The organism is Pseudonocardia yuanmonensis, from assembly GCF_039542425.1.
In the GTDB taxonomy this organism is placed as follows: Bacteria; Actinomycetota; Actinomycetes; order Mycobacteriales; family Pseudonocardiaceae; genus Pseudonocardia; species Pseudonocardia yuanmonensis.
Map to the genome: position 1 here is coordinate 15660 of NZ_BAABIC010000031.1, position 21601 is coordinate 37260.

The 21601-nt window shown below is 71.5% G+C and carries 19 protein-coding genes and 1 pseudogene; 12 read left to right on the forward strand and 8 right to left on the reverse strand.

Translation table 11 applies throughout. The features are described from left to right. Nucleotides 1-23 precede the first annotated feature (23 nt). Genes ABD990_RS30780 through ABD990_RS30790 form a run of 3 tightly spaced genes read left to right on the forward strand, consistent with a single transcriptional unit; the run spans nt 24 to nt 2790 of the window. On the forward strand, nt 24-1544 hold the full coding sequence (locus ABD990_RS30780; RefSeq protein ID WP_345384299.1) for a class I adenylate-forming enzyme family protein: 1521 nt from the start codon (nt 24-26) through the stop codon (nt 1542-1544). A 13-nt stretch (nt 1545-1557) separates the two neighbouring features. Continuing rightward, on the forward strand, nt 1558-2154 hold the full coding sequence (locus ABD990_RS30785) for a metallophosphoesterase family protein (RefSeq protein ID WP_345384300.1): 597 nt from the start codon (nt 1558-1560) through the stop codon (nt 2152-2154). A 9-nt stretch (nt 2155-2163) separates the two neighbouring features. Next, nucleotides 2164-2790, forward strand: coding sequence for a TetR/AcrR family transcriptional regulator (locus tag ABD990_RS30790; RefSeq protein WP_345384301.1), 627 nt, complete (start codon nt 2164-2166; stop codon nt 2788-2790). Between the two features lie 30 nt (nt 2791-2820). On the opposite strand, the gene ABD990_RS30795 is transcribed toward ABD990_RS30790, so the two are convergent. Together ABD990_RS30795 and ABD990_RS30800 are read right to left on the reverse strand one after the other, a co-directional pair. Continuing rightward, nucleotides 2821-3738: a TIGR03621 family F420-dependent LLM class oxidoreductase gene (locus tag ABD990_RS30795; RefSeq protein ID WP_345384302.1), complete on the reverse strand. Its 918-nt coding sequence runs from the start codon at nt 3736-3738 to the stop codon at nt 2821-2823. A gap of 22 nt (nt 3739-3760) precedes the next feature. Beyond that, nucleotides 3761-4447, reverse strand: a complete 687-nt coding sequence (locus tag ABD990_RS30800; RefSeq protein ID WP_345384303.1) for a TetR family transcriptional regulator — start codon at nt 4445-4447, stop codon at nt 3761-3763. Between the two features lie 89 nt (nt 4448-4536). Between ABD990_RS30800 and ABD990_RS30805 the strand changes: the two genes are divergently transcribed. Both ABD990_RS30805 and ABD990_RS30810 read left to right on the forward strand, forming a co-directional pair. After that, nucleotides 4537-6669 (forward strand): molybdopterin-containing oxidoreductase family protein, encoded by a 2133-nt coding sequence (locus tag ABD990_RS30805; RefSeq protein ID WP_345384304.1) that lies wholly within the window; start codon nt 4537-4539, stop codon nt 6667-6669. A 39-nt stretch (nt 6670-6708) separates the two neighbouring features. Continuing rightward, nucleotides 6709-7869, forward strand: coding sequence for an aromatic ring-hydroxylating oxygenase subunit alpha (locus tag ABD990_RS30810; RefSeq protein WP_345384305.1), 1161 nt, complete (start codon nt 6709-6711; stop codon nt 7867-7869). Nucleotides 7870-7872: 3 nt separating this feature from the next. On the opposite strand, the gene ABD990_RS30815 is transcribed toward ABD990_RS30810, so the two are convergent. Then, nucleotides 7873-8472, reverse strand: coding sequence for a TetR/AcrR family transcriptional regulator (locus ABD990_RS30815; protein ID WP_345384306.1), 600 nt, complete (start codon nt 8470-8472; stop codon nt 7873-7875). Nucleotides 8473-8584: 112 nt separating this feature from the next. Between ABD990_RS30815 and ABD990_RS30820 the strand changes: the two genes are divergently transcribed. From ABD990_RS30820 to ABD990_RS34635, 7 genes and pseudogenes are all read left to right on the forward strand, one after another. Next, nucleotides 8585-9745: a CaiB/BaiF CoA transferase family protein gene (locus ABD990_RS30820; protein WP_345384307.1), complete on the forward strand. Its 1161-nt coding sequence runs from the start codon at nt 8585-8587 to the stop codon at nt 9743-9745. Next, nucleotides 9742-11298: a class I adenylate-forming enzyme family protein gene (locus tag ABD990_RS30825; RefSeq protein WP_345384308.1), complete on the forward strand. Its 1557-nt coding sequence runs from the start codon at nt 9742-9744 to the stop codon at nt 11296-11298. The genes ABD990_RS30820 and ABD990_RS30825 overlap by 4 nt, the downstream gene beginning before the upstream one ends. Then, nucleotides 11295-12440: an aromatic ring-hydroxylating oxygenase subunit alpha gene (locus ABD990_RS30830; protein ID WP_345384309.1), complete on the forward strand. Its 1146-nt coding sequence runs from the start codon at nt 11295-11297 to the stop codon at nt 12438-12440. The genes ABD990_RS30825 and ABD990_RS30830 overlap by 4 nt, the downstream gene beginning before the upstream one ends. Before the next feature lie 246 nt (nt 12441-12686). Then, nucleotides 12687-13445 carry an SDR family NAD(P)-dependent oxidoreductase gene (locus tag ABD990_RS30835; protein ID WP_345384310.1) on the forward strand — a complete coding sequence of 253 codons (759 nt, stop codon included), beginning with the start codon at nt 12687-12689 and terminating at the stop codon, nt 13443-13445. Next, the gene (locus ABD990_RS30840; protein ID WP_345384311.1) at nt 13442-14374 is read left to right on the forward strand and encodes an LLM class F420-dependent oxidoreductase; all 933 of its coding nucleotides are present in this window, start codon (nt 13442-13444) and stop codon (nt 14372-14374) included. Before ABD990_RS30835 ends, ABD990_RS30840 begins: the two co-directional genes overlap by 4 nt. Before the next feature lie 84 nt (nt 14375-14458). Continuing rightward, on the forward strand, nt 14459-15862 hold the full coding sequence (locus ABD990_RS30845; RefSeq protein ID WP_345384312.1) for an MFS transporter: 1404 nt from the start codon (nt 14459-14461) through the stop codon (nt 15860-15862). Nucleotides 15863-16324: 462 nt separating this feature from the next. Beyond that, nucleotides 16325-16429, forward strand: a pseudogene (locus tag ABD990_RS34635) (hypothetical protein); the annotation flags it as partial. Between the two features lie 3 nt (nt 16430-16432). Here the strand turns inward: ABD990_RS34635 and ABD990_RS30850 are convergent. Genes ABD990_RS30850 through ABD990_RS30870 form a run of 5 tightly spaced genes read right to left on the reverse strand, consistent with a single transcriptional unit; the run spans nt 16433 to nt 21578 of the window. Next, the gene (locus tag ABD990_RS30850) at nt 16433-17059 is read right to left on the reverse strand and encodes an AMP-binding enzyme (RefSeq protein WP_345384313.1); all 627 of its coding nucleotides are present in this window, start codon (nt 17057-17059) and stop codon (nt 16433-16435) included. Continuing rightward, a complete protein-coding gene (locus ABD990_RS30855) occupies nt 17056-18015 on the reverse strand; it encodes an AMP-binding protein (RefSeq protein ID WP_345384314.1) in 960 nt (319 codons plus the stop codon). Before ABD990_RS30855 ends, ABD990_RS30850 begins: the two co-directional genes overlap by 4 nt. Nucleotides 18016-18042: 27 nt before the next feature. Continuing rightward, nucleotides 18043-19251 carry a cytochrome P450 gene (locus tag ABD990_RS30860; protein ID WP_345384315.1) on the reverse strand — a complete coding sequence of 403 codons (1209 nt, stop codon included), beginning with the start codon at nt 19249-19251 and terminating at the stop codon, nt 18043-18045. 35 nt (nt 19252-19286) lie between these two features. Next, the gene (locus ABD990_RS30865; RefSeq protein ID WP_345384316.1) at nt 19287-20450 is read right to left on the reverse strand and encodes an LLM class flavin-dependent oxidoreductase; all 1164 of its coding nucleotides are present in this window, start codon (nt 20448-20450) and stop codon (nt 19287-19289) included. Nucleotides 20451-20462: 12 nt separating this feature from the next. Next, nucleotides 20463-21578, reverse strand: a complete 1116-nt coding sequence (locus tag ABD990_RS30870) for an NDMA-dependent alcohol dehydrogenase (protein WP_345384317.1) — start codon at nt 21576-21578, stop codon at nt 20463-20465. Nucleotides 21579-21601 lie beyond the last annotated feature (23 nt).

Here is a 21601-nt window from a genome sequence, read left to right on the forward strand (position 1 = left end):
CTGACACCCCTCGAGGAGACCCGATGACGGAGCTGGTGACCGACGGTCTCGGCTACTGGGCGGCGGCCGCGCCGGAGCGGCCGGCGATCGTGTTCGACGGTACGGACGTCGTCGACTATCGCACGCTGGACCGCTGGACGGATGCCGCGGCGCACTTCCACGCGGCCTGCGGGGTGGTGCCCGGCGATCGGGTCGCGATCATCGGCGACAACGCCGTGGAGTGGGTGGTCGCCGGGATCGGGGCGTTGAAGCTGGGCGCGATCGTCGTCCCGCTCAACAACCGGTTCACCAGCGACGAGTTGCGGTACCTCGTGGAGGACTCCGAGCCGCGGGTGGTGCTCGCCGACGAGGCGCACCGGGAGCGGATCGCCGCCGCTCTCGAGGGCACGTCGGTGAGTCTGCTCGGGCTGTCGGAGTTCACCGGCCTCCGGAACACCGAGCCGGCGCCGGTGCCCCGCCCGACGGCCGGGCCGGACGACGTCACGCAGATCATCTACACCAGCGGGACCAGCAGCCGGCCCAAGGGCGTGATCTTCACGCACCGCAGCACGTTCAACCTGATCGCGGACTTCGCCTTCGCCGAGCCCGCGATCAGGCCGGGCGCGCGGATGATCTACCTGCTGTCGATGTCGGGCGCGCCGGGCCTGCTCTGGCACTTCCTGCACCCGCTGACCCGCGGCGTCTCGATGTACTACGAGAAGGGTTTCGACGCGCCGAAGGCTCTCCAGCGGCTCGCCGAGGAGAAGATCCAGATCATGTGCGGCGTGCCGGTGCTGTTCGAGCAGATCGCGAAGCAGCCGGCGTTCGCCGACGCCGACCTGTCGTCCCTGGAGCTGGTCACGATCGCCGGGGCCAGGGCGTCCGTCGGCACGATCCGATCCTGGCTGGACAAGGGGGTGCTGCTGCGGCAGGCCTACGGCATGACCGAGCTCGGCGGGATCTCCACGCTGAACCCGGCCGAGCAGGCCGTCGCCCGGCCCGAGTCCATCGGTCGCGGCACGGTGTTCACCCGGCACCGGGTCGTGCGGCCGGACGGGACGGACTGCGATCCGGAGGAGCCCGGCGAGATCATCGTGGCCGGCCCCGGGGTCACACCGGGCTACTGGCGCAACGAGAAGGCGTACGCCGATGCCATGCGGGACGGCTGGTTCCACAGCGGCGACGTCGGGATCAAGGATGCGGAGGGCTACATCCGGGTGGTCGACCGGCTCAAGGACATCATCATCACCGGCGGCTACAACGTCGCCCCGTCGGAGATCGAGGCCGTGATCTCGGAGATCCCCGAGGTCCTCGAGGTCTGCGTCATCTCGGCCGACGATCCCAAGTTCGGCGAGACGCCGGCGGCGATCGTGTACGCCGAGGCCCACCTCGAGCCGGAGGCGGTCACGGCGTTCTGCCGAGAGCGGCTGGCCGGGTACAAGGTGCCCCGACACGTCGTCGTGCAGCGGGAGCCGCTGATCCGCATGGCGAGCGGCAAGATCGCGCGCCGGCAGATCCGGGAGGCGCACCCCGAGCTGACGGCACCCGTTCAGCCGGTGGCGTGACGCCCCCGCCGACGTGAGAGTGGGGATCGTCGCCGACGCGCACGGCAACGCCGCGGCGTTCGAGCGTGCGCTCGGTGAGCTCGCCGGAGAGACCGAAGCGCTGCTGGTCGCCGGGGACGCCTTCTCCGACCACCGGTTCTCGAACGACATCGTCCGGGCGGTCCGCGAGGCGGACGCGCTCTACGTGCTCGGCAACCACGAGCTGTCCTTCCTCGGCCCGGGTGGCACCCGGGCCCGCGAGTCGCCGCGGATCTCCCGGACCGAGCTGGCGTACGTGGAGGCGGCGCCCACCGAGCTGCGACGCACCATCGGCGGGATGCGCCTGCTGATGGTGCACGGCAGCCCCTTCCCGCCCTACGGCCGCTATCTCGACCCGGAGAGCCCGGAGTTCGAGCGGGCGGGCGAGCTCGACGCCGATCTCGTCGTGCTCGGACACACGCACCTGCCCATGGCCCGACGGGTCGGGTCGACGCTGATCGTCAATCCCGGATCGGTCGGGATGAGCGATCAGCCCGCCCGCGGCGAGCAGGTCGGTTACGCCGTCGTGGACACCGACTCGGGCGAGGTGATCTTCCGTTCCTTCGACAATCCCCGCCGCGCGGCCGTCTAGGCTGCGGTGATGGCCCGTCCCAAGCAGCCGCTGATCTCCCGCGAGGCCGCCGTCGCGGCCGCGTTGCGGTTGATCGACGAGGAGGGCTACGAGAGCTTCTCGCTGGAGAAGCTGGCGCGCGAGATGGGCGTGCGCAGCCCCTCGCTCTACCACCACTTCGCCAACCGCTCGGACCTGCTCACCGAGGCCTCGCGCGCGCTCCTGTCCTCGGTGCCGTTGGCGCCGAACCCGTCGGCGGGGGAGTGGCAGGAGTGGTTCGTAGGGCTGTGCCTCGGTACCTATCGCCTGCTGCTCGACCACCCGCGGGCGGCCGGCCTGTTGTATGCGTACTTCCCGAACACCGTGATCATGCCGTCGCACGAGCGGGGCGCGCGGGTCCTGGCCGAGGGCGGGGTGCCGGCCGGTGACCGCTGGGTGATCATGCGCGGGCTGGAGAAGCTCGTCTTCGGCATGGCCTTCGCCGACGCCGGCGACGCGGTGCACGGGCGCACCCACATCCCGCAGGGCGTGGAGCGGGAGCGGTACCCGTACCTCGTCGAGGCGATCGAGTCCGGCGGGGCGGAGGGCGAGGCGCTGCTGGAACGGTCGGTGCGCCTCTACCTGGCCGGGATCTCGGCCTCGCTCGCCACCCGCTGAGTCCCCTCGCCAGCCGGTCCGCCCGGGTGGTCAGGTCCCCGCGAGTTCGGCCACCACCGGGGCCAGTCGGTCCAGTGCGGACTCCGGGACCGAGACGTAGCTGAATCCGAGGCGTTCCCGGCGCTCCCGCAGCCGCTCGACGATCTCGGCCGTCGAGCCGACGAGCACGCTCGGCACGTCGTCGATCTCCTCGGGTGGCAGGCCGAAGGCGGCCGCAGTCTTCTCGATGCGGGCCGTGGCGGCCCGGTCGAGCACCGCGGTCAGCGCGACGTGCAGCTCGACCGGCTGCTCCCGCTCCGCGGTGAGCGTGAGGATCCGCTCGATCTTGGCCGCGACCCGATCCGGTGCGACCGTGCGGGCCGCGGCACCGCCGATGCGGCCGCTCCGCATGTCGGGCGCGATCCCGACGATGTCGGCGTGGCGGGCGGCCACGGCCAGCAGGCGCGGCCCGCCGCCCCCGACCAGGACCCGGGGCGGGTTCGGCGTCACACTGCCGTTGGCCAGCCCGTCGACGCGGTAGTGGGTGCCCGTGAACGTGGTGGGCTCCCCGGCCCAGCAGGCGCGGATCAGCGACAGTGCCTCGTCGAGGCGGGCGACGCGTTCAGCCGGGCTCCGCCACGGCGCCCCGACGACCGTGTGGTCCGTTTCCAGCCAGCCCGCGCCGATGCCCAGCTCGAACCGCCCGCCGGTCTCGGCCGCCAACCAGGCCGCGTCCCGGGCGACGACGGCGGGATGCGTCGTCTCGTTGTCCAGGACCAGCGTGCCCACCTGCAGGGTGCTCGTCGCGGCTGCGGCCAGGGCCACCGCGGGCAGCGGCGGCACCGAGCGCAGGCTGAAGTGCTGGGCGACCTGCAGGACGTCGTAGCCGAGGTCCTCGACCCGGCGGGCGAAGTTCACCCAGCCGTCGGGGCGGCCGGTGCTCATCACGCCGAAGCGGAAGGGGTGCACCCCATCACCTTATGGCGTTAGATCATGATGCGGCGGACGTCCCGGGTGCGGGGGCGGCGATCGCCGCGCGGCTGGGGGCCGGGGCGTCGGCGTCGATGTACGGGAGCGCGCCGCGGAGGAAGCAGCGGATGGACTCCGCGAAGAGCTCCTCGACGGAACGCGGGTTGAGCTCGGCGGCCTCGGCCAGCGTCGGTTCGGTCGCCGGGTCGACGGTCGCGAACGCCCGGCCCCACTCGTCCGGGCCCTTCACCGCCTCGGTGATGGCCGCCGCGACCGTGAGCTTGTCCATCCCGTCGAGGATCAGGACCCGCTGCTCGGCCGGCACGCCGAGCTCGCCGAGCAGACGCGCGCTCGTGTCGTAGGTGCGGATCAGGACGTCCCGGGGCATGAACTGCAGCAGGACGGGGGCGGCGTTGCGGTGCCGGAGCACCGCGCTCCGGAAGTCGAGGCTCAGCCTGACGAACCACTCCACCCAGTTCGGCACGCTCTGCTCGTCCGGCCACTTCGCCTCGAGCACGATCGCCCGCGCGACCGCCCGGAGGATCTCGGCCTTGTCCTGGAAGTGGTGGTAGAGCGAGGGGGCGCGGACGTTCAGCTCGCGGGCGAGCCGCGGCAGGCTGAAGGCGTCGAGACCCTCGGAGTCGATGATCCGCAGGGAGGTCTCGATCACCGAGTCGTACCTGATCAGCGGCTTCGCCGGACGTGGCATGGGCGACATTATCCGCGATCGGCCCACGGCCTTGTCGTCCGCCACGCTGCCTATTAGCTTTAGGTTTCTCGACGCGGAGGGAGACGAGGATGTCCGGTGTGGGCCCGGGGGAGCGGCGCACGGCCACCTACTGCCGGGTGTGCGAACCGGCCTGCGGTCTCGTGGCCGTGGTGCGCGAGGGCGAGCTGGTCACGCTCGAACCCGACCGCGACCACCCCGTCTCCGGCGGGTTCGCCTGCCGGAAGGGCCTGGCCGGCGCCGCGATCCACTCCGATCCGGACCGGCTGGACCATCCGCTGCACCGCTTCGACGGCGAGACCGAGGTCCGCAGCTGGGACGACGCCGTCGGCGGCATCGCGACCACCCTGACCTCGCTGCTCGAGGAGTACGGACCCGAGAGCATCGGGCTCTACATGGGAAATCCGGCGAGCTTCAACTCGCAGGTCGGCATCGGCACCCCGGAACTGTTCGCCCGGCTCGGCGTCACGCGTGTCTTCAACTCGGCCACCCAGGACTGCAGCAACAAGTTCGCGGCCGCCACGGCGATGTTCGGCACCTCGGCGCTGCACCCGCTCCCGGACCTGCGCCGGACGGACGCGCTACTGCTGCTCGGCTCCAACTGGCGGGTCAGCAAGGGCAGCTTCCTCGTCGTGCCCAACGCCTACCGCGAGCTCACGGAGGCCGCCGCCCGCGGGGCGCGCATCTGGTTCGTCAACCCGCGGGACACGGAGACCGCGGGCTCCCGGACCGGCGAGACCGTACCGATCAGGCCGGACACGGACGTCTACCTCCTCGCCGCGCTGATCCACGAGATCGACCGGACCGTCGGGTTCGACCCCGTCGCCGGGGAGCAGGGGACGCACCTCGACGGGCTCCGCGCCTTCGTCGCGGACTTCCCGCCGGAGCGGGTCGCCGAGGTCTGCGGCATCCCCGCCGAGCGCATCCGCGAGATCGCCCGCGACTTCGCCGCCGCGCCCCGCGCCGCCGCCCACATGTCGACCGGCGTGAACATGGGCCGGCAGGGGATGCTCGCCTACTGGCTGATGACCATGCTGGTGCTGGTCACGGGGAACCTGGACCGGGAGGGCGGCAACATCCCCGGCCGCGAGGTCTACCCGGCGACCCTCAAGGCGCGCGGGGACCTGGCGCGGGAGGTCGTCGACGGCGAGTTCGGCCCGATGCGTCGCGGACACCTGCCCGGCGCACTGCTCGCCGACTACGTCCTGGACGCCGAGAGGCCCCTCCGGGCACTGGTCGTGATCGCGGGCAACCCGCTGCTCACGATCCCGGGGGAGGAACGCCTGCGGAAGGCGCTGGAGGCGCTGGAGCTGCTGGTCGTCATCGACCTGTACCCGAACGCGACGGGCGAGTACGCGGACTGGCTGCTGCCCGCCGCGGACATGTTCGAGCGGGCGGACGTCAACGTCGCCGGCCTCGGCATGCAGGCCAGCACCTTCGTGCAGTGGACCCCCGCCGTCGTCCCGCCGCGGCACGAGCGTCGCGAGGAGTGGTGGATCCTGGCCCGGATCGCCCAGGAGATGGGGTTGCCCTCGGTGCTCGACGCCGAGGACCCCGAGACCGCGCGGTGGTCCCGCGTCGACCACATGCTGGCGGCGGGCGGCCTCACCCGTGAGCAGGTCACCGCCTTCCCGCACGGGCTCCCCGTCGGCGACGCCGAACCGGGGTCGCTCTTCGCCCGGCACATCCAGACCGCCGACGGGCGGGTGGACTGCCGTCCGGCGGCCTTCGACGCCGCGATCGCGCGGTGCGCCCGGATCTTCGACGAGCTCGCCGCCGAGGACCCCGCTCAGCTCAAGCTCATCGCCCGCCGGGACGCGAAGGCGCAGAACTCCTGGTATGCGAACGTGCCGGAGATGAAGCGCGGGGACCGGGACCGCAACCCGCTCACGCTCAACCCGGCCGACGCCGAGCGCCTCGGCCTGGCCCCCGGCGACGAGGTCGTGGTGCGTTCGGCGTGGGGTGAGGTCCAGACGTCCGTCGCTCTCGATCCCGGGCTGCGCCCGGGTGTCGTCGCCATGGAGCACGGCTGGGGGTTGCAGCCGGGGCTGCGCCTGTCCCGTGAGCGGCCCGGGGTCAACGTCAACCGGCTGATGCCGCACGGGCCGGGCAGCTACGAGCCGGAGTCGAACATGGCCCGGCTGACCGGGATCCCGGTCGAGGTGCGCCCGCTCCGGCTTCCGTCGGCGCCCGCCATGGTATAAACCTAGATGTAATAGATAAACGTCGACGAGGGGGTCGCCATGACAGCCGCGCCACGAGGGGACCGGATCCGGCGGGCGCTGGACCACCTGCGCAACGACACCACCGAGGAGTTCGACTCGGTCGTCCCGTTCGGGCCGGAGCAGTACCGGGACCCGGGGATCGCGCAGCGCGAGCGGGACCTGGTCTTCGGCCGGGTGCCGTCGATCGTGGCGCACGCGACCGAGCTGCCGAAGCCCGGTGACTTCCTGACGCTGCAGATGCCGCGGAACAAGGTCATCGTGGTGCGGCAGGAGGACGGCTCGGTCAGGAGCTTCGTGAACCTGTGCCGGCACCGTGGGGCGTTACTGGAGGAGCAGGAGAAGGGTCGGTGCCGGCTGTTCTCGTGTGGCTACCACCGCTGGTCCTACGACACGGACGGCTCGCTGCGGGCGATCACGCGGGACAACACCTTCGGCGAGATCGACCGCTCGAAGTTCGGGCTGATCGAGCTGCCCACCGAGGAGCGGCACGGCCTGATCTGGATGGTCGACGACGCGGACGCGGAGATCGACGTCGCCTCCTGGCTCGGCCCCGAGGTCGACGACATCCTGGCGGGCTACCGGCTGCAGGACCTGCTGGCCTTCCGGTCCGAGGGCTTCGACGAGCCCGCCAACTGGAAGCTCATGCAGGACGCGTTCACGGACAACTACCACATCCAGTACGCGCACCCGAACACCGCGGGCAAGCACGTGCACACGAACGTGCAGGTCGTCGAGGACTTCGGCCGGCACGCGCGCATGCTCTCGCCCCGCAAGAAGATCGACCGGTGGCTGGAGGAGGACCCGGGTGACCGCGACCTCGGCCGCTACGTCATCGACGGGCACTTCCTGCTGCCCAACAGCACCCTGCTGCGCCAGCCCGACGACCACTTCGAGCTGCTCACCTTCCGCCCGCACCCGACCGACCCGGGGCGCTGCCGGATGGAGATGCGGCTGCTCGTGCCCAGTCTCGAGACCAGCGGCATGACCAGGGAGAAGTGGGAGGAGGCCTGGGAGAAGAACTGGAAGATCCTCCTCGCCGTGCTGCACCAGGAGGACTTCCCGCTGCTGCGCGCAGCCCAGACCGGGCTGGTCAGCGCGAACGCCGGTGGGATGGTGCTGGGCCGTAACGAGGTCGTGAACCAGATCTTCCACCGCGAGCTGCGGAGGCTGCTCGCCTGATCCTCACGCGAGGAACGCGGGCACCAGGAACGTGCGGAGCTCGCGCCGGAGGTCCTCCGGCGCGAGCCGCATGCCCTCCTCCTGCGACACCATCATCGTGGTGATGCGGGCCAGCCACCGTGCCGCCTCGTGGAGGTCCAGATCCGCCCGCATCTCGCCGCTCCGCTGCGCCGTCTCCAGGATCGGCTTCCACAGCTCGTAGGTCAGCTGGTGGGACACGCCCTCCCCGCCGAGGATCCGGGCGGCCAGGCCGGGCTGGTCGCCGGTGACGAGCAGCTGCACCACCGGGTCCTTGTGGCCGCGGTCGACGTTGTAGATCAGGCCCTCCACCAGCTTCTCCGCGAAGCTCGGGAAGCGCTGGATGTGCGCCTGCGCGCGCGGGATGTTCATGCGCGCCCGGCGGGTGATCGACGCCAGGACCAGCGCCTCCCGGTCGGTGAAGTACCGGTAGACCGTGGCGCGCGAGACGCCGCCGGCCTTCGCGACGTCCTCCATCGTCGTCTTGGCGATCCCGAAGCGCTCGAAGCAATCCTCCGCCGCGTCGAGCAGCTGCGCCTGCATGCCTGCCGGCTCCTCGATCGTGCTCGCGCGTGCGGTGGCCATGCCGGAAGTCTAGGGCAGCCCTGCGACATGAGACGCTTGACGAATATTGTCTCATGTGCCACGGTCGTGGTGTTCCCGAACGTGTGGAGGCGTCGACGATGGGGTCGAGGACGTGAGCGGTTACTCCCTGCTGGCGGGCGTGCGGATCCTGGAGGTCGCGCAGCTCGCGCCGTCGTCAGTGGGCGGCCACCTCGCCGACCTGGGTGCGGACGTGGTCAAGGTGGAGAGCGGCGCCGGCGAGGGCGTGCGGCACAACGGGGCCCGCGCCGTCGGCTCCCCGGACGGCCCCGGCTTCATGCACCTGCGGTGGAACCGCGGGAAGCGCAGCGTGGCCCTGGACCTGCGGTCGGAGGAGGGCAGGCGGATCTTCCTGCGGCTCGCCGCAACCGCCGACGCGGTGGTCGAGGGCACCCGGCACGGCCACCTCGAGCGGCTCGGCCTCGGCTGGGACGCGCTGTGCGAGGTGCGCCCGCAGACCGTGCTGTGCGAGGTGTCCGGCACCGGCGCCGAGGGCCCGTACCGGGACCTCGCCACGGGCGGCATGTGGTTCGACGCCTATGCGGGGATGCGCACGGTCGACACCGACCACCCGTCGCCGCCCGGGGTCATGGGCGGCTCGGCCGAGGTCCCGCAGGCGATGTACGCCATCGGCGCGTACGGGGCGACGGCCATCCTGGCCGCGGTGCTGCGCGCCCGCGAGACGGGCATCGGCGCGCGGCTGCAGGTCAGCAGCATCGACGTGGCCACGGCGTGGATGCCGGACAGGATCGACGCCGCGTTGAACGCCGACCGCACCTACGCGCGCCCGGGCTGGACGCCGGACGGCAGGCTGCCGGACTGGCCGCTGCTCGACGCCTACGCCACGAAGGACGGCGGCGCGATCGTCCTCGGCTCGCACTACCCGAAGTTCTGGCGCGCGTTCTGCGAGGCCGTGGGCCGGCCGGACCTGTTGGAGATCGACCTCTCGACGGTCGACGAGGGGACCGAGGAGCGCGCCCTGCAGGTGTGGCGCGAGCTCGACGCCCTGTTCCGCACCCGCACCAAGCAGGAGTGGACCGATCTGTTCCTCACCCACGACGTCGCCGGCGGGCCGGTCAACACCGTCGAGGAGCTCCTCGAGGACCCCCACTTCCGGGCGCGGACGACCACCTACGAGAAGGGCGGGTTGCGCTTCGCCGCCACCCCCGTCCGCGTCGTGGGGGAGGAGTTCGCCCCGGAGCTCGCCCCGGACCTCGGGCAGCACACCGACGAGATCCTCGGGGAGCTGTCGTGAGCGGTCACTTCTCCGAGCTGCTGCGCTTCTGGGCGCGGCGGCTGCCGGACCACCTCGCCGTCCGCTTCGCCGAGCGCGACTACACCTGGTCCGAGTTGGACCGCGCCACGGACGAGCTGGCCGCCGGCCTGTACCGCGCCGGCCTGCGACCCGGCGACGTGCTCGGCGTCCTGATGACCAACAGGGTCCAGTTCGTGGAGGCGATGCACGCCGCGTTCCGCGTCGGCGCGGCCGTCGAACTGCTGAACATCCGGTTCACGCCGGCCGAGATGGTGCACCCCGTCGTGGACGCGGGCACCCGCATGGTCGTCACCGAGCCCGCGCTGGTCCCCGTGCTCGCCGACGCCCGCGCCGTGGTGCCCGGGCTGACCGTGCTCACCACGGAGCCGGTGGAGGGCTGCACCCCGCTCGACGATCTGCGACTGGGCGGCGAGCGGCCGCCGGACCGCCGCCCGGACCCGGAGGAGACGGCGCTGCTGGCCTACACCTCCGGCACCACCGGGGTGCCCAAGGGCGCCATGCTGCCGCACCGGGCGATCATCGCCAACGGGAACGCCCGGGCCGTCGCGGACGCGCTGACCTGGAAGGACCGCGTCCTCATCATCGTGCCGCTGGCCTTCACGGGCGGCTCGTCGAGCTACCTGCGCGAGTCGGTGACCACCGGCGCGCCCGCGATCGTGCAGGGCACCTTCGACCCGCCGCAGATCCTGGAGCTGCTCGAACGCGAGCAGATCACCGTGTGCTCGGCCGTGCCGGTGGTGTGGGAGGGCGTGCTCGCGCTGCCGTCGTTGGCCGACGCCGACCTCTCCGCGCTGCGCGCCGGCGTCGGCGCCGGGGCGCCGATGGCGATCGAGGTGATCCGCGCCTGGCAGCGACTGGGCGTCGGGATGCGCCAGGGCTACGGACAGACCGAGTTCGCCGGCGGCTACGCCACCCTGCTCTACGAGGACGAGGCCGCGGACCACGTCGGCTCGGTCGGGCGCGTGATCATGCACCACGAGATCCGGGTCGTCGACTCCGCCGACCGGGACGTTCCGGTCGGCGAGCCGGGCCAGATCCTGCTCCGCGGACCGTCGGTGATGAGCGGCTACTGGAAGCGTCCGGAGGCGACAGCCGAGACGCTGGCCGGCGGCTGGCTGCACACCGGTGACATCGGCCGGCTCGACGAGCACGGGTTCCTCACCCTGGTCGACCGGGCCAAGGACATGCTCATCTCCGGTGGGCTCAACGTGTACCCGGCGGAGATCGAGACCGTGCTGGCCGGGCGGCCCGGGCTGGAGGAGTGCGCGGTCGTCGGCGTCCCGCACGAGCGCTGGGGCGAGGTGCCGATGCTCGTCGTTCCGGACCTGGACCGGGTGGACGTCGACGAGCTGCGCGCGCACGTCGGCACCGTCCTGGCCGACTACCGACGTCCCAAGTGGATCGTCGGAACGGGCGCCCCGCTGCCGCGCACGCTCGGCGGCAAGATCCTCAAGCGCGAGATCCGCGCGGCCTATCCCGAGGTGCCGCCCGACGCGGTGCCCCTCACCACCACCCGGGGGAACCGGACATGAGCCTGCTGAACAGCGACGTCGCCGACCTGCTCGCCGAGCACCTCAAGGCCGGCACCACCGAGATGTCGCCCACCGATCTGCGTGTGCCGATCGCGCACTTCGTGAGCGAGGAGCGCGCCGCGAAGGAACGGGAGCTGATGACCCGGCTGCCGGTGATCATCGGACACGGGTCGGAGATCGCCGAGCGCGGCAGCTTCGTCACCCGCGAGGTGCTGGGAATCCCGCTGCTCGTCGTCCGGAAGTCCGACGGGACGGTGGCCGGCTACCTGAACATCTGCCGGCACCGCGGCGGCCGCGTCGAGGACGCGCCCTGCGGGAAGCAGCGCTACTTCACCTGCCACTACCACGGCTGGAGCTACTCCCGGGAGGACGGCGGGCTGCGCGGTGTCCCCTACGACGACTTCTACACCCACGTCGAGAAGGACCGGCACGGCCTGCACACGATCCGGGTCGAGGAGCGCCACGGGTTCCTGTTCGCCGACCTGTCCGGCCGGCAGGACTGGGACATCGACGACTGGCTCGGCCCGGAGGTGGACGCGCAGCTGGCCCCGTTCGGCCTCGACGGCGCGGAGATCTTCCTCGACAGGTCCTTCACCCTGGACATCAACTGGAAGATCGTGCTCGACGGCGCGATCGACGTCCTGCACCCGAAGTTCCTGCATCCCACGGGCGTCGGCAAGCTGATCGAGACGAACACCAGCGTGTGGCGCCAGTACGGCCGGCACGGGCAGTCCTTCAGCCCGCGCACCCGCATGGGGGACAAGGCCCGGGCGGGCGAGCCCGTCGACGCGAGCTTCCGGTACATGGGCAGCAACCTGTTCCTCTACCCGAACTCGATGGTGATCTCCACGCCCGACCACGTCGAGTTCTGGACGGTCTGGCCGGACACTGAGACCGCGGGCCGCTCGACCACGCACATCCGCTTCCTCGTCCGCCCCGAGAAGCGCGACGAGCGCATCGAGCGCCGGATCATGCGGAGCTGGGAGATCCTCGAGGAGGCCGCCGTCAACGAGGACTGGCCGATGGAGCTGACCATCCAGCAGAACGCCAAGGCCCACCCCCACGGCACCTTCCTCTACGGCCGCAACGAGCAGTCCTGCCAGCACCTGCACCGCGAGCTCGCCGCGGACCTGGGGAACTGATCCAGTTCAGGGCCTGGTCGCGGTCATCGTCCGCGACTCACCCTCCAGGAGCTTCTCGGTGGGGTCGCGGGCAGCTCGATGTCCCGATCACGGCGACCTCGCGGATGCCGAGGCCTGCCCGAATTGTCCCGCGACGTCCGGGGCCCTCTCGTTGAACATGACGCGGGCTGCCTGCCGTCGACAGGCGCTCATCCCGTTTCGCCGGTCGCGAGTCCAGCACCATCTGAATCCGAGAGGAGGGCCCCCGTGGCCCCCACCCCCCGCACGGTCCTCGTCACCGGTGCAGGTCGCGGCATAGGCGCCGCCATCGCGCGCACCTTCGCCGAAGGCGGCGACACCGTCGTGGTCCTCGACATCGCCGACGACCTTGCCGAGAAGACGGCGCTCGAGCTGCGCGAGAGCGGCCACGACGCCTTCTCCGTGCGCGCGGACGTCTCGCGAAGCGACGAGGTCGACGCAGCCGTCGACGCGATGGAGTCTCGGGTCGGCCCGGTCGAGGTCCTCATCAACAATGCGGGCCTCGCGGCGGAAGGTCTGGCCGGGGTCGTCGATGTCGACGAGGCAGCCTGGGACACCGACTTCGGTGTGAACGTGAAGGGCCCTTTCCTCCTCTCCAAGCGCGTGTTGCCCGGCATGCTCGAGCGGGGTGGCGGGATCATCGTGACCGTCGCGTCCGTCGCGGGCCTCCGCGGCCGCCGGGCCGGTGCGGGATACACCGCCAGCAAGCACGCCGTCGTGGGGTTGACCCGGAGCATCACCGCCTCGTACGGCCGCCGCGGCATCCGCTGCAACGCGGTGTGCCCCGGCGGGGTGGACTCCGGCATGCAGGCGGGCGTTCCCGGGGACGAGGAGACTGCCCGACTGGTCGCCGAGTTCCGGGCGACCATGCCCCGCCGGGGCCTGCCGGACGAGGTCGCCTCCATCTGCCACTTCCTCGCCTCCGACGGTGCCTCGTTCATGAACGGCGCTGCTGTCGTCGCCGACGCGGGCTGGACCGTGCCATGACCGGGCCCGCGCTGCACCGATCCGTCGTCTTCCCGAGCCAGGAGCTCCCGGTCGAGCCGGGAGCCGTCCGAGCGTTCGCCCAGGCCGCCGAAGATCTCGGCTACTCCCGGGTGATCGTCTACGACCACGTCCTCGGGGTGGTTCAGGACGATCGCAACCCACCTCTGGCCGCACCGTACGACGAGACCGTCCCCTTCCACGAGCCGCTCACGCTGCTCGCGTTCCTCGCGGCGGTCACCACACGTATCGAGCTGGCCACCGGCGTCGTGGTCGCACCGCAGCGGCAGACCGCGCTGCTCGCCAAACAGGCCGCGGAGCTCGACGGACTCTCCGGGGGCAGGCTTGCGCTCGGGCTGGGGATCGGCTGGAACCATGTGGAGTTCGAGGCGCTGGGAATCGAGTTCTCCGGTCGAGCAGCGCGGCTGGAGGAGCAGGTCGCACTGCTCCGTCGACTCTGGAGCGAGCCCGTCGTCGACTTCACCGGGACCTTCCACCGCGTCGACCGCGCTGCGCTGGTCCCCCGACCGGCGAACCGCATCCCGATCCTGCTCGGCGGCCGGACGCGGGCCGCGGTCCGCCGCGCGGGCAGGATCGCCGACGGTTTTCTCTTCGCCTTCGGCGGCGACGAGACCGTCGACCAGGTCGCAGAGCTCGCCGGTGCCGCGCGCGCCGCAGGACGAGATCCGGCGGACGTGCCCGCCGAGCTCTTCCTCTCCTACGGAGTGGGTCCCGACGCCTGGGCCGTCGATCGGGACCGATGGATCGCGGCAGGCGGAACCCGCCTCGCTGTCCGGACTTCGACGGCGAGTGCCGCCGCGATCGGGCTCCAGGTCCGACCACTGGAGACCGTCGACGACCACATCGCCGCGATTGCGGACTTCGCTGAGTGGTGGGCCGCCACTCCGACCGCGGCAATCAGCGCCTCCTGACCCGGCCCGCACCGCACGAAACCTCGCCAGATCCGCCGTGGCGGTCGAGGCCGTCCGAAGCTGTGTCGATCCTAGGAGCCATCGATGAACGAGAGCCGCCCACGTGCGCTCAATGAGACACTCGACCGGATCGGGTTCACGGGTCGCCAGAAGGCGATCGTCGCGTTGTGCGCCCTCATCGCGATGGCAGAGGGCTTCGACACCCTCGCCATCGGCTACCTCATCCCGTCGATGGCGAAGGAATGGGCGATCTCGCCCGGACAGTTCGGTGTCGCCGTCACCGCCGGGTCGATCGGAATGATCGTCGGCCTGGTGTCGCTGGGGCCGGTGGCCGACCGGCTCGGCCGCCGGATCGTCATCATCGTCTGCACGTCGACCTTCGCGCTGTTCACGGGGCTGATCGTGTTCGTGCAGAGCGTCGAGGCACTCTCGGCGCTCCGGTTCCTCGCCGGCCTCGGGCTCGGCGCGGCGCTGGCCAACGTCATCGCCCTCGCCGTGGAGCTGGTCCCCACACGATCGAAGGCGAAGGTCGCCACGCTGGTCGGGAGTGGCGCAGTGGCGGGCGGCGTGGTCTGCGGACTGGTCGCACAGGTCATGTTGCCGGCCTTCGGCTGGACCTCGATCTTCGTGGTCGGCGCCGTGATCCCACTTCTGCTCGCCGTGGTGGCGATGTGGATGCTGCCCGAGTCCGTCGAGTACCTCCTGGCGAAGGGCAAGCAGGCCGAGGCCCAGCGGTTCCTGCTGCAGATCGACCCCCGGGACTCCGGCGCACCGCTCGCAGCCGTGGGCGAGGTCACGAAGGGGGCGTCGAAGGCGCCTGTCGCCGCGCTGTTCACCGACGGGCACGGCCCGGGCACGATCCTGCTGTGGGCGGCGTCGTTCTCGGCCTACGTGCTCACGTTCTTCCTCTTCACCTGGGTGCCGACGCTGCTCGGCCAGGCCGGGCTGTCTCCCGCCACGTCTGCCAACGCGATGTCCCTGACGCTACTCGCCACGATCGCGGGTGGGCTGGCGATGGCGGCTGTCGCCGATCGGCGCTCCGGCGACTATCGAGTGATGATCATCGGGTTCCCACTGGCCTGCGTGTTCATCTATCTGACCAGCGCCACCCTGGACTACCCGGCACTCGTGTTGATCTCGCTCATCGCCGTCGGGTTCTTCGGAATCGGAACCCAGAATGCGCTCAGTCCGGTCGCGGCGGCCATGTACCCGTCGCACGCCCGCTCCACCGGCGTGAGCTGGATGCAGGGGATGGGGCGGGTAGGGTCGCTGATCTCCCCCATCCTCGGTGGGCTCCTGCTGAGCCAGGGCATCTCCGAGGTCACCATGTTCCGACTGGCCATCGTGCCGACGCTGGTCGCCGCGATCGCCATCTCACTGCTCGTCACCCGGCTGTGGGTGACGCAACGGAAGGCCGCGTCGCAGCCCCGGAGCGGATCGTCGGACAGCAACACCGTCGTTCCCGCCGACCCAACACCTGGGGCCTGACCGCCCTGCCCTCCTCCACATCGCAGCCCTATTCGCTCGCGATCGAACGGGACGGGCGACGGGTTGTCGGAGCTCAGGCGCCCCTGCGGGATCCGATGCCGGTCAACCAAGTAGTGCGGGGCCGACACCAGGACGTCGTGCAGGCCGAGCGGGGGCTGCTCGCCCGCTTCGCGCTACCGGCTGGAGGTGGACTACCGGACCCACGCCAGGCAGCTCCTCGAGGACCTGGCGGAGCAGGCCGCCCCGCGCCCGTCGGTCACCGCCGGCCGCGCGGGATGACCGGCCGCCGTGAACGTCCGTGGGGTGGTGCTGGGCTGGCGGTCGAGCTCGCTCCGGACGTGCGGGTCAACGCCGTGAACCCGGTGGTCACCGAGACCGCGTTCCTCACCGCGCTGAACGGCGGGGAGCCCCTCGGCGAAGCCGCCCGCGCGGCCATGGTCGCGGGCATCCCGATGGGCCGCCCGGCGAACGGACGTCGCCTCGGCGGTCGCCTACCTCGCGTCGGACGAGGCGGGCTTCCTCGCCGGCGTCTGCCTCGACGTGGACGGGGGGCGCAGCATCCGCTGACGGTCACCGTCCGCCGGCCATGGCCCGTAGTTCGCCCTTCAGCACCTTCCCGGTGGCGTTGCGGGGCAGCTCGTCGACCACCACCACCCGCCGCGGCACCTTGAAGTTCGCCAGGCGCTCCCGGGCCCAGGCGACCAGCTCGTCCTGGCTCGGGGCGCCGGCGGCCGAGGGGATCACGAAGGCGGCGCCGACCTCGCCCAGGCGCTCGTCCGGCGTGCCGATCACGGCGACCTCGCGGATGCCGGGGTGCTCGGCGAGGGTCGCCTCGATCTCGGCGGGGTAGGCGTTGAACCCGCCCACGACGAACATGTCGCGCTTTCGGTCGGTGACCGACAGGTTGCCCTGGTCGTCCATGCGTCCGATGTCGCCGGTGTGCAGCCAGCCCTCGGCGTCGGTCTTCAGCGCCGTCTCGGCGGTGGCGTCGAGGTAGCCCTGCATCACGTTGTAGCCGCGCACCCGGACCTCGCCGAGCTCGCCGGGCGGGACGGGGGTGCCGTCGTTGTCGACGACCGCGACCTCGACGCCGGGCAGGGTGCGCCCGGAGGCCCGGGTCAGCACGTCGACCGGGTCGTCGGGCCGGGAGATAGTGGCCAGCGCACAGCCTTCCGTCATGCCGTAGCAGGTGGTCACGCGCTCGAACCCGAGCTCCGCGAGCACCCGGCGGATGAGCAACGCGCGGGGACGGAGGCGGCCCCGGTGATCGCGAGCCGCAAGGACGACAGGTCCCGTTCCCGAAGGCGGGGATCGGCGAGCAGGGTCGCGTAAAGCGTCGGCGGGCCCGGCAGCACCTCGATGTCCTCGCGGTCGACCTGGTCGAGCAGCACTTCGGGGTCGAGCACGGCGTGCGGGTAGATCGTCATGCCGTGCATCAGCGCCGACAGCGATCCCGCCTTGTAGCCGAACGCGTGGAAGAAGGGGTTGACGATCGCGTGGCGGTCCCCGTCCCGGAACCCGGCGAGGCGGGAGAAGTCGTAGTAGCCGCGCAGGTTCTGGGCGTGCGTGGTGAGCGCGCCCTTGGGACGGCCGGTGGTGCCGGAGGTGAAGAGGACGTCCGAGATGCAGTCGCCGTCGACCTGGGTCATCACGTCGTCCGGCGTGACTGACTCGGCCAGGAACCCGTCCCACCCGAGAGCCCCCTCGCGGGCTCCGTCGAGCCGGACGGTGCACGGGACCGACACGTTCTCGGCAGCGAGCATGCGGAGGTAGTCGTTGCCGAGGAACCCGTCCGCGACGACGAGCACGCGCGGGCGCGCCCGATCCAGGATGTGGGCCACCTCCGGCCCCTTGTACCGGGTGTTGAGCGGGACCAGGGCGGCCCCGACGCTCTGGGCGCCGAGGGCCGCCACGATCCACGCCCAGGAGTTCGGCGCCCACAGCGCGACCCGGTCACCGACACCGACGCCGTGGGCCAGCATCGCTCCGGCCGCGCGGCGAACCTCGTCCCCGAGCTCGCGGTAGCTCAGCGTCCGGCCGTCGTCGACGACCGCGGGACGGTCACCGAACCGGGCCGCCGCGTCGGCCACCAGCTCGCCGAAGGTGCGCCAGCGCCGGTCACCCCGCTCGCCGTCGAGAATCTCCTGCCGCACAGCGGAACCTGACGATCTCGACCTGGGTCAGGACGCCTCCGGGGTGAACCGGATGCGGAGCGAGTTGATGCCGCGGACCTGGGAGTGGTGCAGCTCGGGCGTGTGCTCGGGGTCGAGCACGAAGCCCGGGATCCGCCGGAGGATCTCCCTGAGGGCGACCGAGAGCTCGATCCGGGCGAGGTGCGAGCCGACGCAGCGGTGCGGGCCGCCGCTGAACGCGAGGTGCCGGTTCTGGCTCCGGTCGATCCGCAGTTCGTCGGGGGCGGGGAACTCCCGCGGATCGCGGTTCGCCGCCGAGAGCATCACCAGCACCATGTCGCCGGGCTGCAGGGTCACCCCCTGCAGCGTCGTCTCGCGGGTGACGACCCGGCCGCCGGCCACGGGCGCCTCGATCCGGAGCAGCTCCTCGACAGCCGCGCCCAGCAACGACGGATCGTCGATCAGCCGCTGCCGCTCCCGCGGATTCCGGACGAGATGGATCAACCCGAGGCCCAGCACGCCGCGGACGGTGTGCAGGCCGCCGAGCATCAGCAACCAGAACATCCGGAGCAGCTCGTCGTCCGTCAGCGGGCGGCCCTCGAACTCCGCGTTGACGATCTGCGAGGTCGGATCCTGGCCGTCGCCGCCGCGGCGGTCGGCGATCACGCCGGTGAAGTAGGCGAAGACCTCCTCGTTGGCCTTCTGGCGGACAGCCGCGTCCTCCTCCGCCGGAGCGCCGGGCTTGCCGACGAGGATCGCCTCGGTCCACTCGGTGAAGCGCTCGCCGTCCTCCAGCGGCCACTCCATCAGCGAGACGAACGTGGCCATCGTGAGCGGGTGCGCCAGCTCCTGGACCACGTCGCAGTGCCCGCGCGCCGCGAACCCGTCGATCAGCGACGTGGTGGTCCCCCGAATCGCCTCCTCGAGCGCCCGCATCCGCGTCGGGTTGAACAGCGGATTGAGGATCTGCCGGTACAGCTTGTGCTCGGGCGGGTCGATCTGCAGGGGGATCGACGGCACCGGCGCGACCACGGGCACCTGGTTCTGCGTGTTGGAAAAGGTCTCCCAGTCCCGGACCACGGCGTGCACGTCGTCGTAGCGGGTCACGATCCAGTACCCGCCGTGCAGCGGCGAGTACGCGACCGGCGTCTTCTCCTGCAGCGCGGCGAGGGCGGCGTGCGGGCTCGACAGGGCCGGATCGGTGATGTCGAAGTCGGTGATCAGCTCGGGTGGGACGTCCTCGAGACGGGTGGGCACCGGGGTCGCCTTTCTGTGGTGGGGAAGCGTCCGGGTCAGCCGGCGGAGCCGCCCCGGCCGGCGGCGTAGTCCGCCTGCGCCTTGTGGATGCCGGCGTGGAAGCGCTCGCTGAAGCCGTCCTTGCGCTCCGCCGTCCAGGCGTAGGAGCGGCTCAGGGAGTCGGTGGTGCCGGTGAAGCGGGGCATGATCTCGTCGGCGAACAGCTCGTACTGCCGGGTCGTCGCGGCGGTGTCCGCCCAGTCGTGGGCGGTGAGCAGGAAGGTGCCGAAGCCGCCGGTCAGCTCGACGAGCCCGCGGACGTAGTCGGCCACCCGGTCCGGCCCGCCGATGCAGCCGTAGCCGGACTCGTTGACGCGGCGCACCAACTCCTCGTGCGACACCTCCTCGCCAGGCGCGATCATCTGCATCGGGGTCGTGACGTGCCGGTACGCCATGAAGTCCGCCAGCCCGAAGCGGGTGTCCTCCAGAGCCTGCTCGTCCGACTCGGCCAGGTGCACGTTGCCGACGATCGCCCACTCGTTCCGGGACACGACCTGTCCGTGCGCGGCCGCCTCGGCCTCCGTGATCCCCCAGGTCTTCGCCAGCAGCTCCGCGGCGGCCGCCGAGGTGCCGCCGACGGACAGCAGCCCCAGCCCGTGCCGGCCCGCCAGCTTCGGGCCGGACGGCGACATGGCCGCGGCGACGGCGAGCGGGATCCCACCCGGCCGGTAGCCCTGCAGCTGCAGGCGGGCGTCGTCGAGGGTGAACCAGTCCGTCTTGCGGTGGACGGGGCCGGGGGTCCCGAGCAGCTCGATGATCGCGTCGAGCGCCTCCTCCATCCGCGGCCGGAGGAGGTTGTAGTCCATACCCATCATCTGCGAGTCCGCGACCAGCGCACCCGGGCCGAACCCGATACGGATGCGGCCACGGGTCATGTGGTCGAGGAACGCGATCCGGTCCGCCACCATCAGCGGATGGTGGTACGGCAGCGAGATCACGCCGCTGCACAGCTCTATCCGCGAGGTCCGCTGGGCAGCCGCGGCGATCATCAGCTCGGGCGAGGGGATGTACTCGAAGCCGCCGCTGTGGTGCTCGCCGAACCAGACCTGGGAGTAGCCAAGGCGGTCGAGCGCCTCGATGTGCCGCAGGTCCTGCTCGATCGCGACCGCGGGGCTGCGGCGGGGGTTGTGGTAGGGGGGCATGAACAGGCCGAAACGCACGGTGGGCTCCGATCAGGTGGAGTGGACCACGACGCTGCGGAGGGTGCTGCCCTCGTACATGGCGGCGTATCCGTCGTTGATCTCGTCGAGGGAGAAGGTGCGGGTGACCAGCTCGTCGAGCTTGAGGTGGCCGGCGCGGTAGAGGTCGAGCAGGGCGGGGACGGCCTTCGTCGGGGACATCGCGCCGTAGAGGCAGCCCTGGATCCGCTTCTGGTACATCGGGAGCTGGACGAGATCGAGCGGGATCGGGCTCGGGTCCCGCCCGGGGACGGCAGTGGCGACGAGCGTGCCGTCCTTGCGGACGGCGTCGAAGGCCTGGGCGATGTACTCGCCCTTCAGCGTGCTGGTGGTGACGATCGCGACGTCCGCGCCCTGGCCGTCGGTCAGCGAGCGGGCGAGGTCGGTGGCCTCCTCGATCGTCTCCACGGCGTCCGTCGCGCCGAACTCGAGGGCGCCGGAACGGCGGAAGGGCAGCGGGTCCGCCGCGATGATCCGCACCGCCCCCGCGTGCTTGGCACCCTGCACGGCGTTGATCCCGAGGCCGCCGGTACCCATCACGATCACGACGTCGCCCGGCTTCACCCCGCCCGCGTTGACCGCGGATCCCCATCCGGTGGGGACGCCGCAGCCGACCAGCGCCGCGGTCGTCAGCGGGATGTCCTTTCCGATCGGGATGCAGCACAGCTCGGGCACCACGCTCCACTCGGAGAAGGTCCCGACGAACGCGGCCTGGGCGACGTCGCGGCCCTCGTGGTGCATCCGGTAGGTGCCGTCGAGCAGGGCGCCCTTCGGGATCAGCGCCCCGAGGTCGCAGAGGTTCTGCATGCCGCTCGCGCACCAGCGGCAGCGCCCGCAGCCGGGGATGAACGCGGTCACCACGTGGTCGCCGGGTTTCAGTGTGGTCACGCCGGGTCCGACGGCTTCGACCACGCCGGCTCCCTCGTGCCCGCCGCAGTAGGACAGGACCTGGGTGCCGCTGTCGCCGGTCGCGTGGTGCTCGTCGGAGTGGCACAGGCCCGTCGCGGCGTACCGCAGCAGCACCTCGTTCGCGCGGGGCTCGTCGACGTCGACCTCGACGACCTCCCACTTGCCGGGCACCTCCATCAGCAGTGCGGCCCTGGACTTCATCGGTCCTCCTCCTCGCGCGCCCC

Bases quoted from the DNA above. Each gene is read 5' to 3' on its own strand.
- ABD990_RS30780 (WP_345384299.1), top strand. From the start codon at position 24: ATGACGGAGCTGGTGACCGACGGTCTCGGCTACTGGGCGGCGGCCGCG.
- ABD990_RS30790 (WP_345384301.1), top strand. From the start codon at position 2,164: ATGGCCCGTCCCAAGCAGCCGCTGATCTCCCGCGAGGCCGCCGTCGCG.
- ABD990_RS30800 (WP_345384303.1), bottom strand. From the start codon at position 4,447: ATGCCACGTCCGGCGAAGCCGCTGATCAGGTACGACTCGGTGATCGAG.
- ABD990_RS30805 (WP_345384304.1), top strand. From the start codon at position 4,537: ATGTCCGGTGTGGGCCCGGGGGAGCGGCGCACGGCCACCTACTGCCGG.
- ABD990_RS30810 (WP_345384305.1), top strand. From the start codon at position 6,709: ATGACAGCCGCGCCACGAGGGGACCGGATCCGGCGGGCGCTGGACCAC.
- ABD990_RS30815 (WP_345384306.1), bottom strand. From the start codon at position 8,472: ATGGCCACCGCACGCGCGAGCACGATCGAGGAGCCGGCAGGCATGCAG.
- ABD990_RS30830 (WP_345384309.1), top strand. From the start codon at position 11,295: ATGAGCCTGCTGAACAGCGACGTCGCCGACCTGCTCGCCGAGCACCTC.
- ABD990_RS30840 (WP_345384311.1), top strand. From the start codon at position 13,442: ATGACCGGGCCCGCGCTGCACCGATCCGTCGTCTTCCCGAGCCAGGAG.
- ABD990_RS30845 (WP_345384312.1), top strand. From the start codon at position 14,459: ATGAACGAGAGCCGCCCACGTGCGCTCAATGAGACACTCGACCGGATC.
- ABD990_RS30870 (WP_345384317.1), bottom strand. From the start codon at position 21,578: ATGAAGTCCAGGGCCGCACTGCTGATGGAGGTGCCCGGCAAGTGGGAG.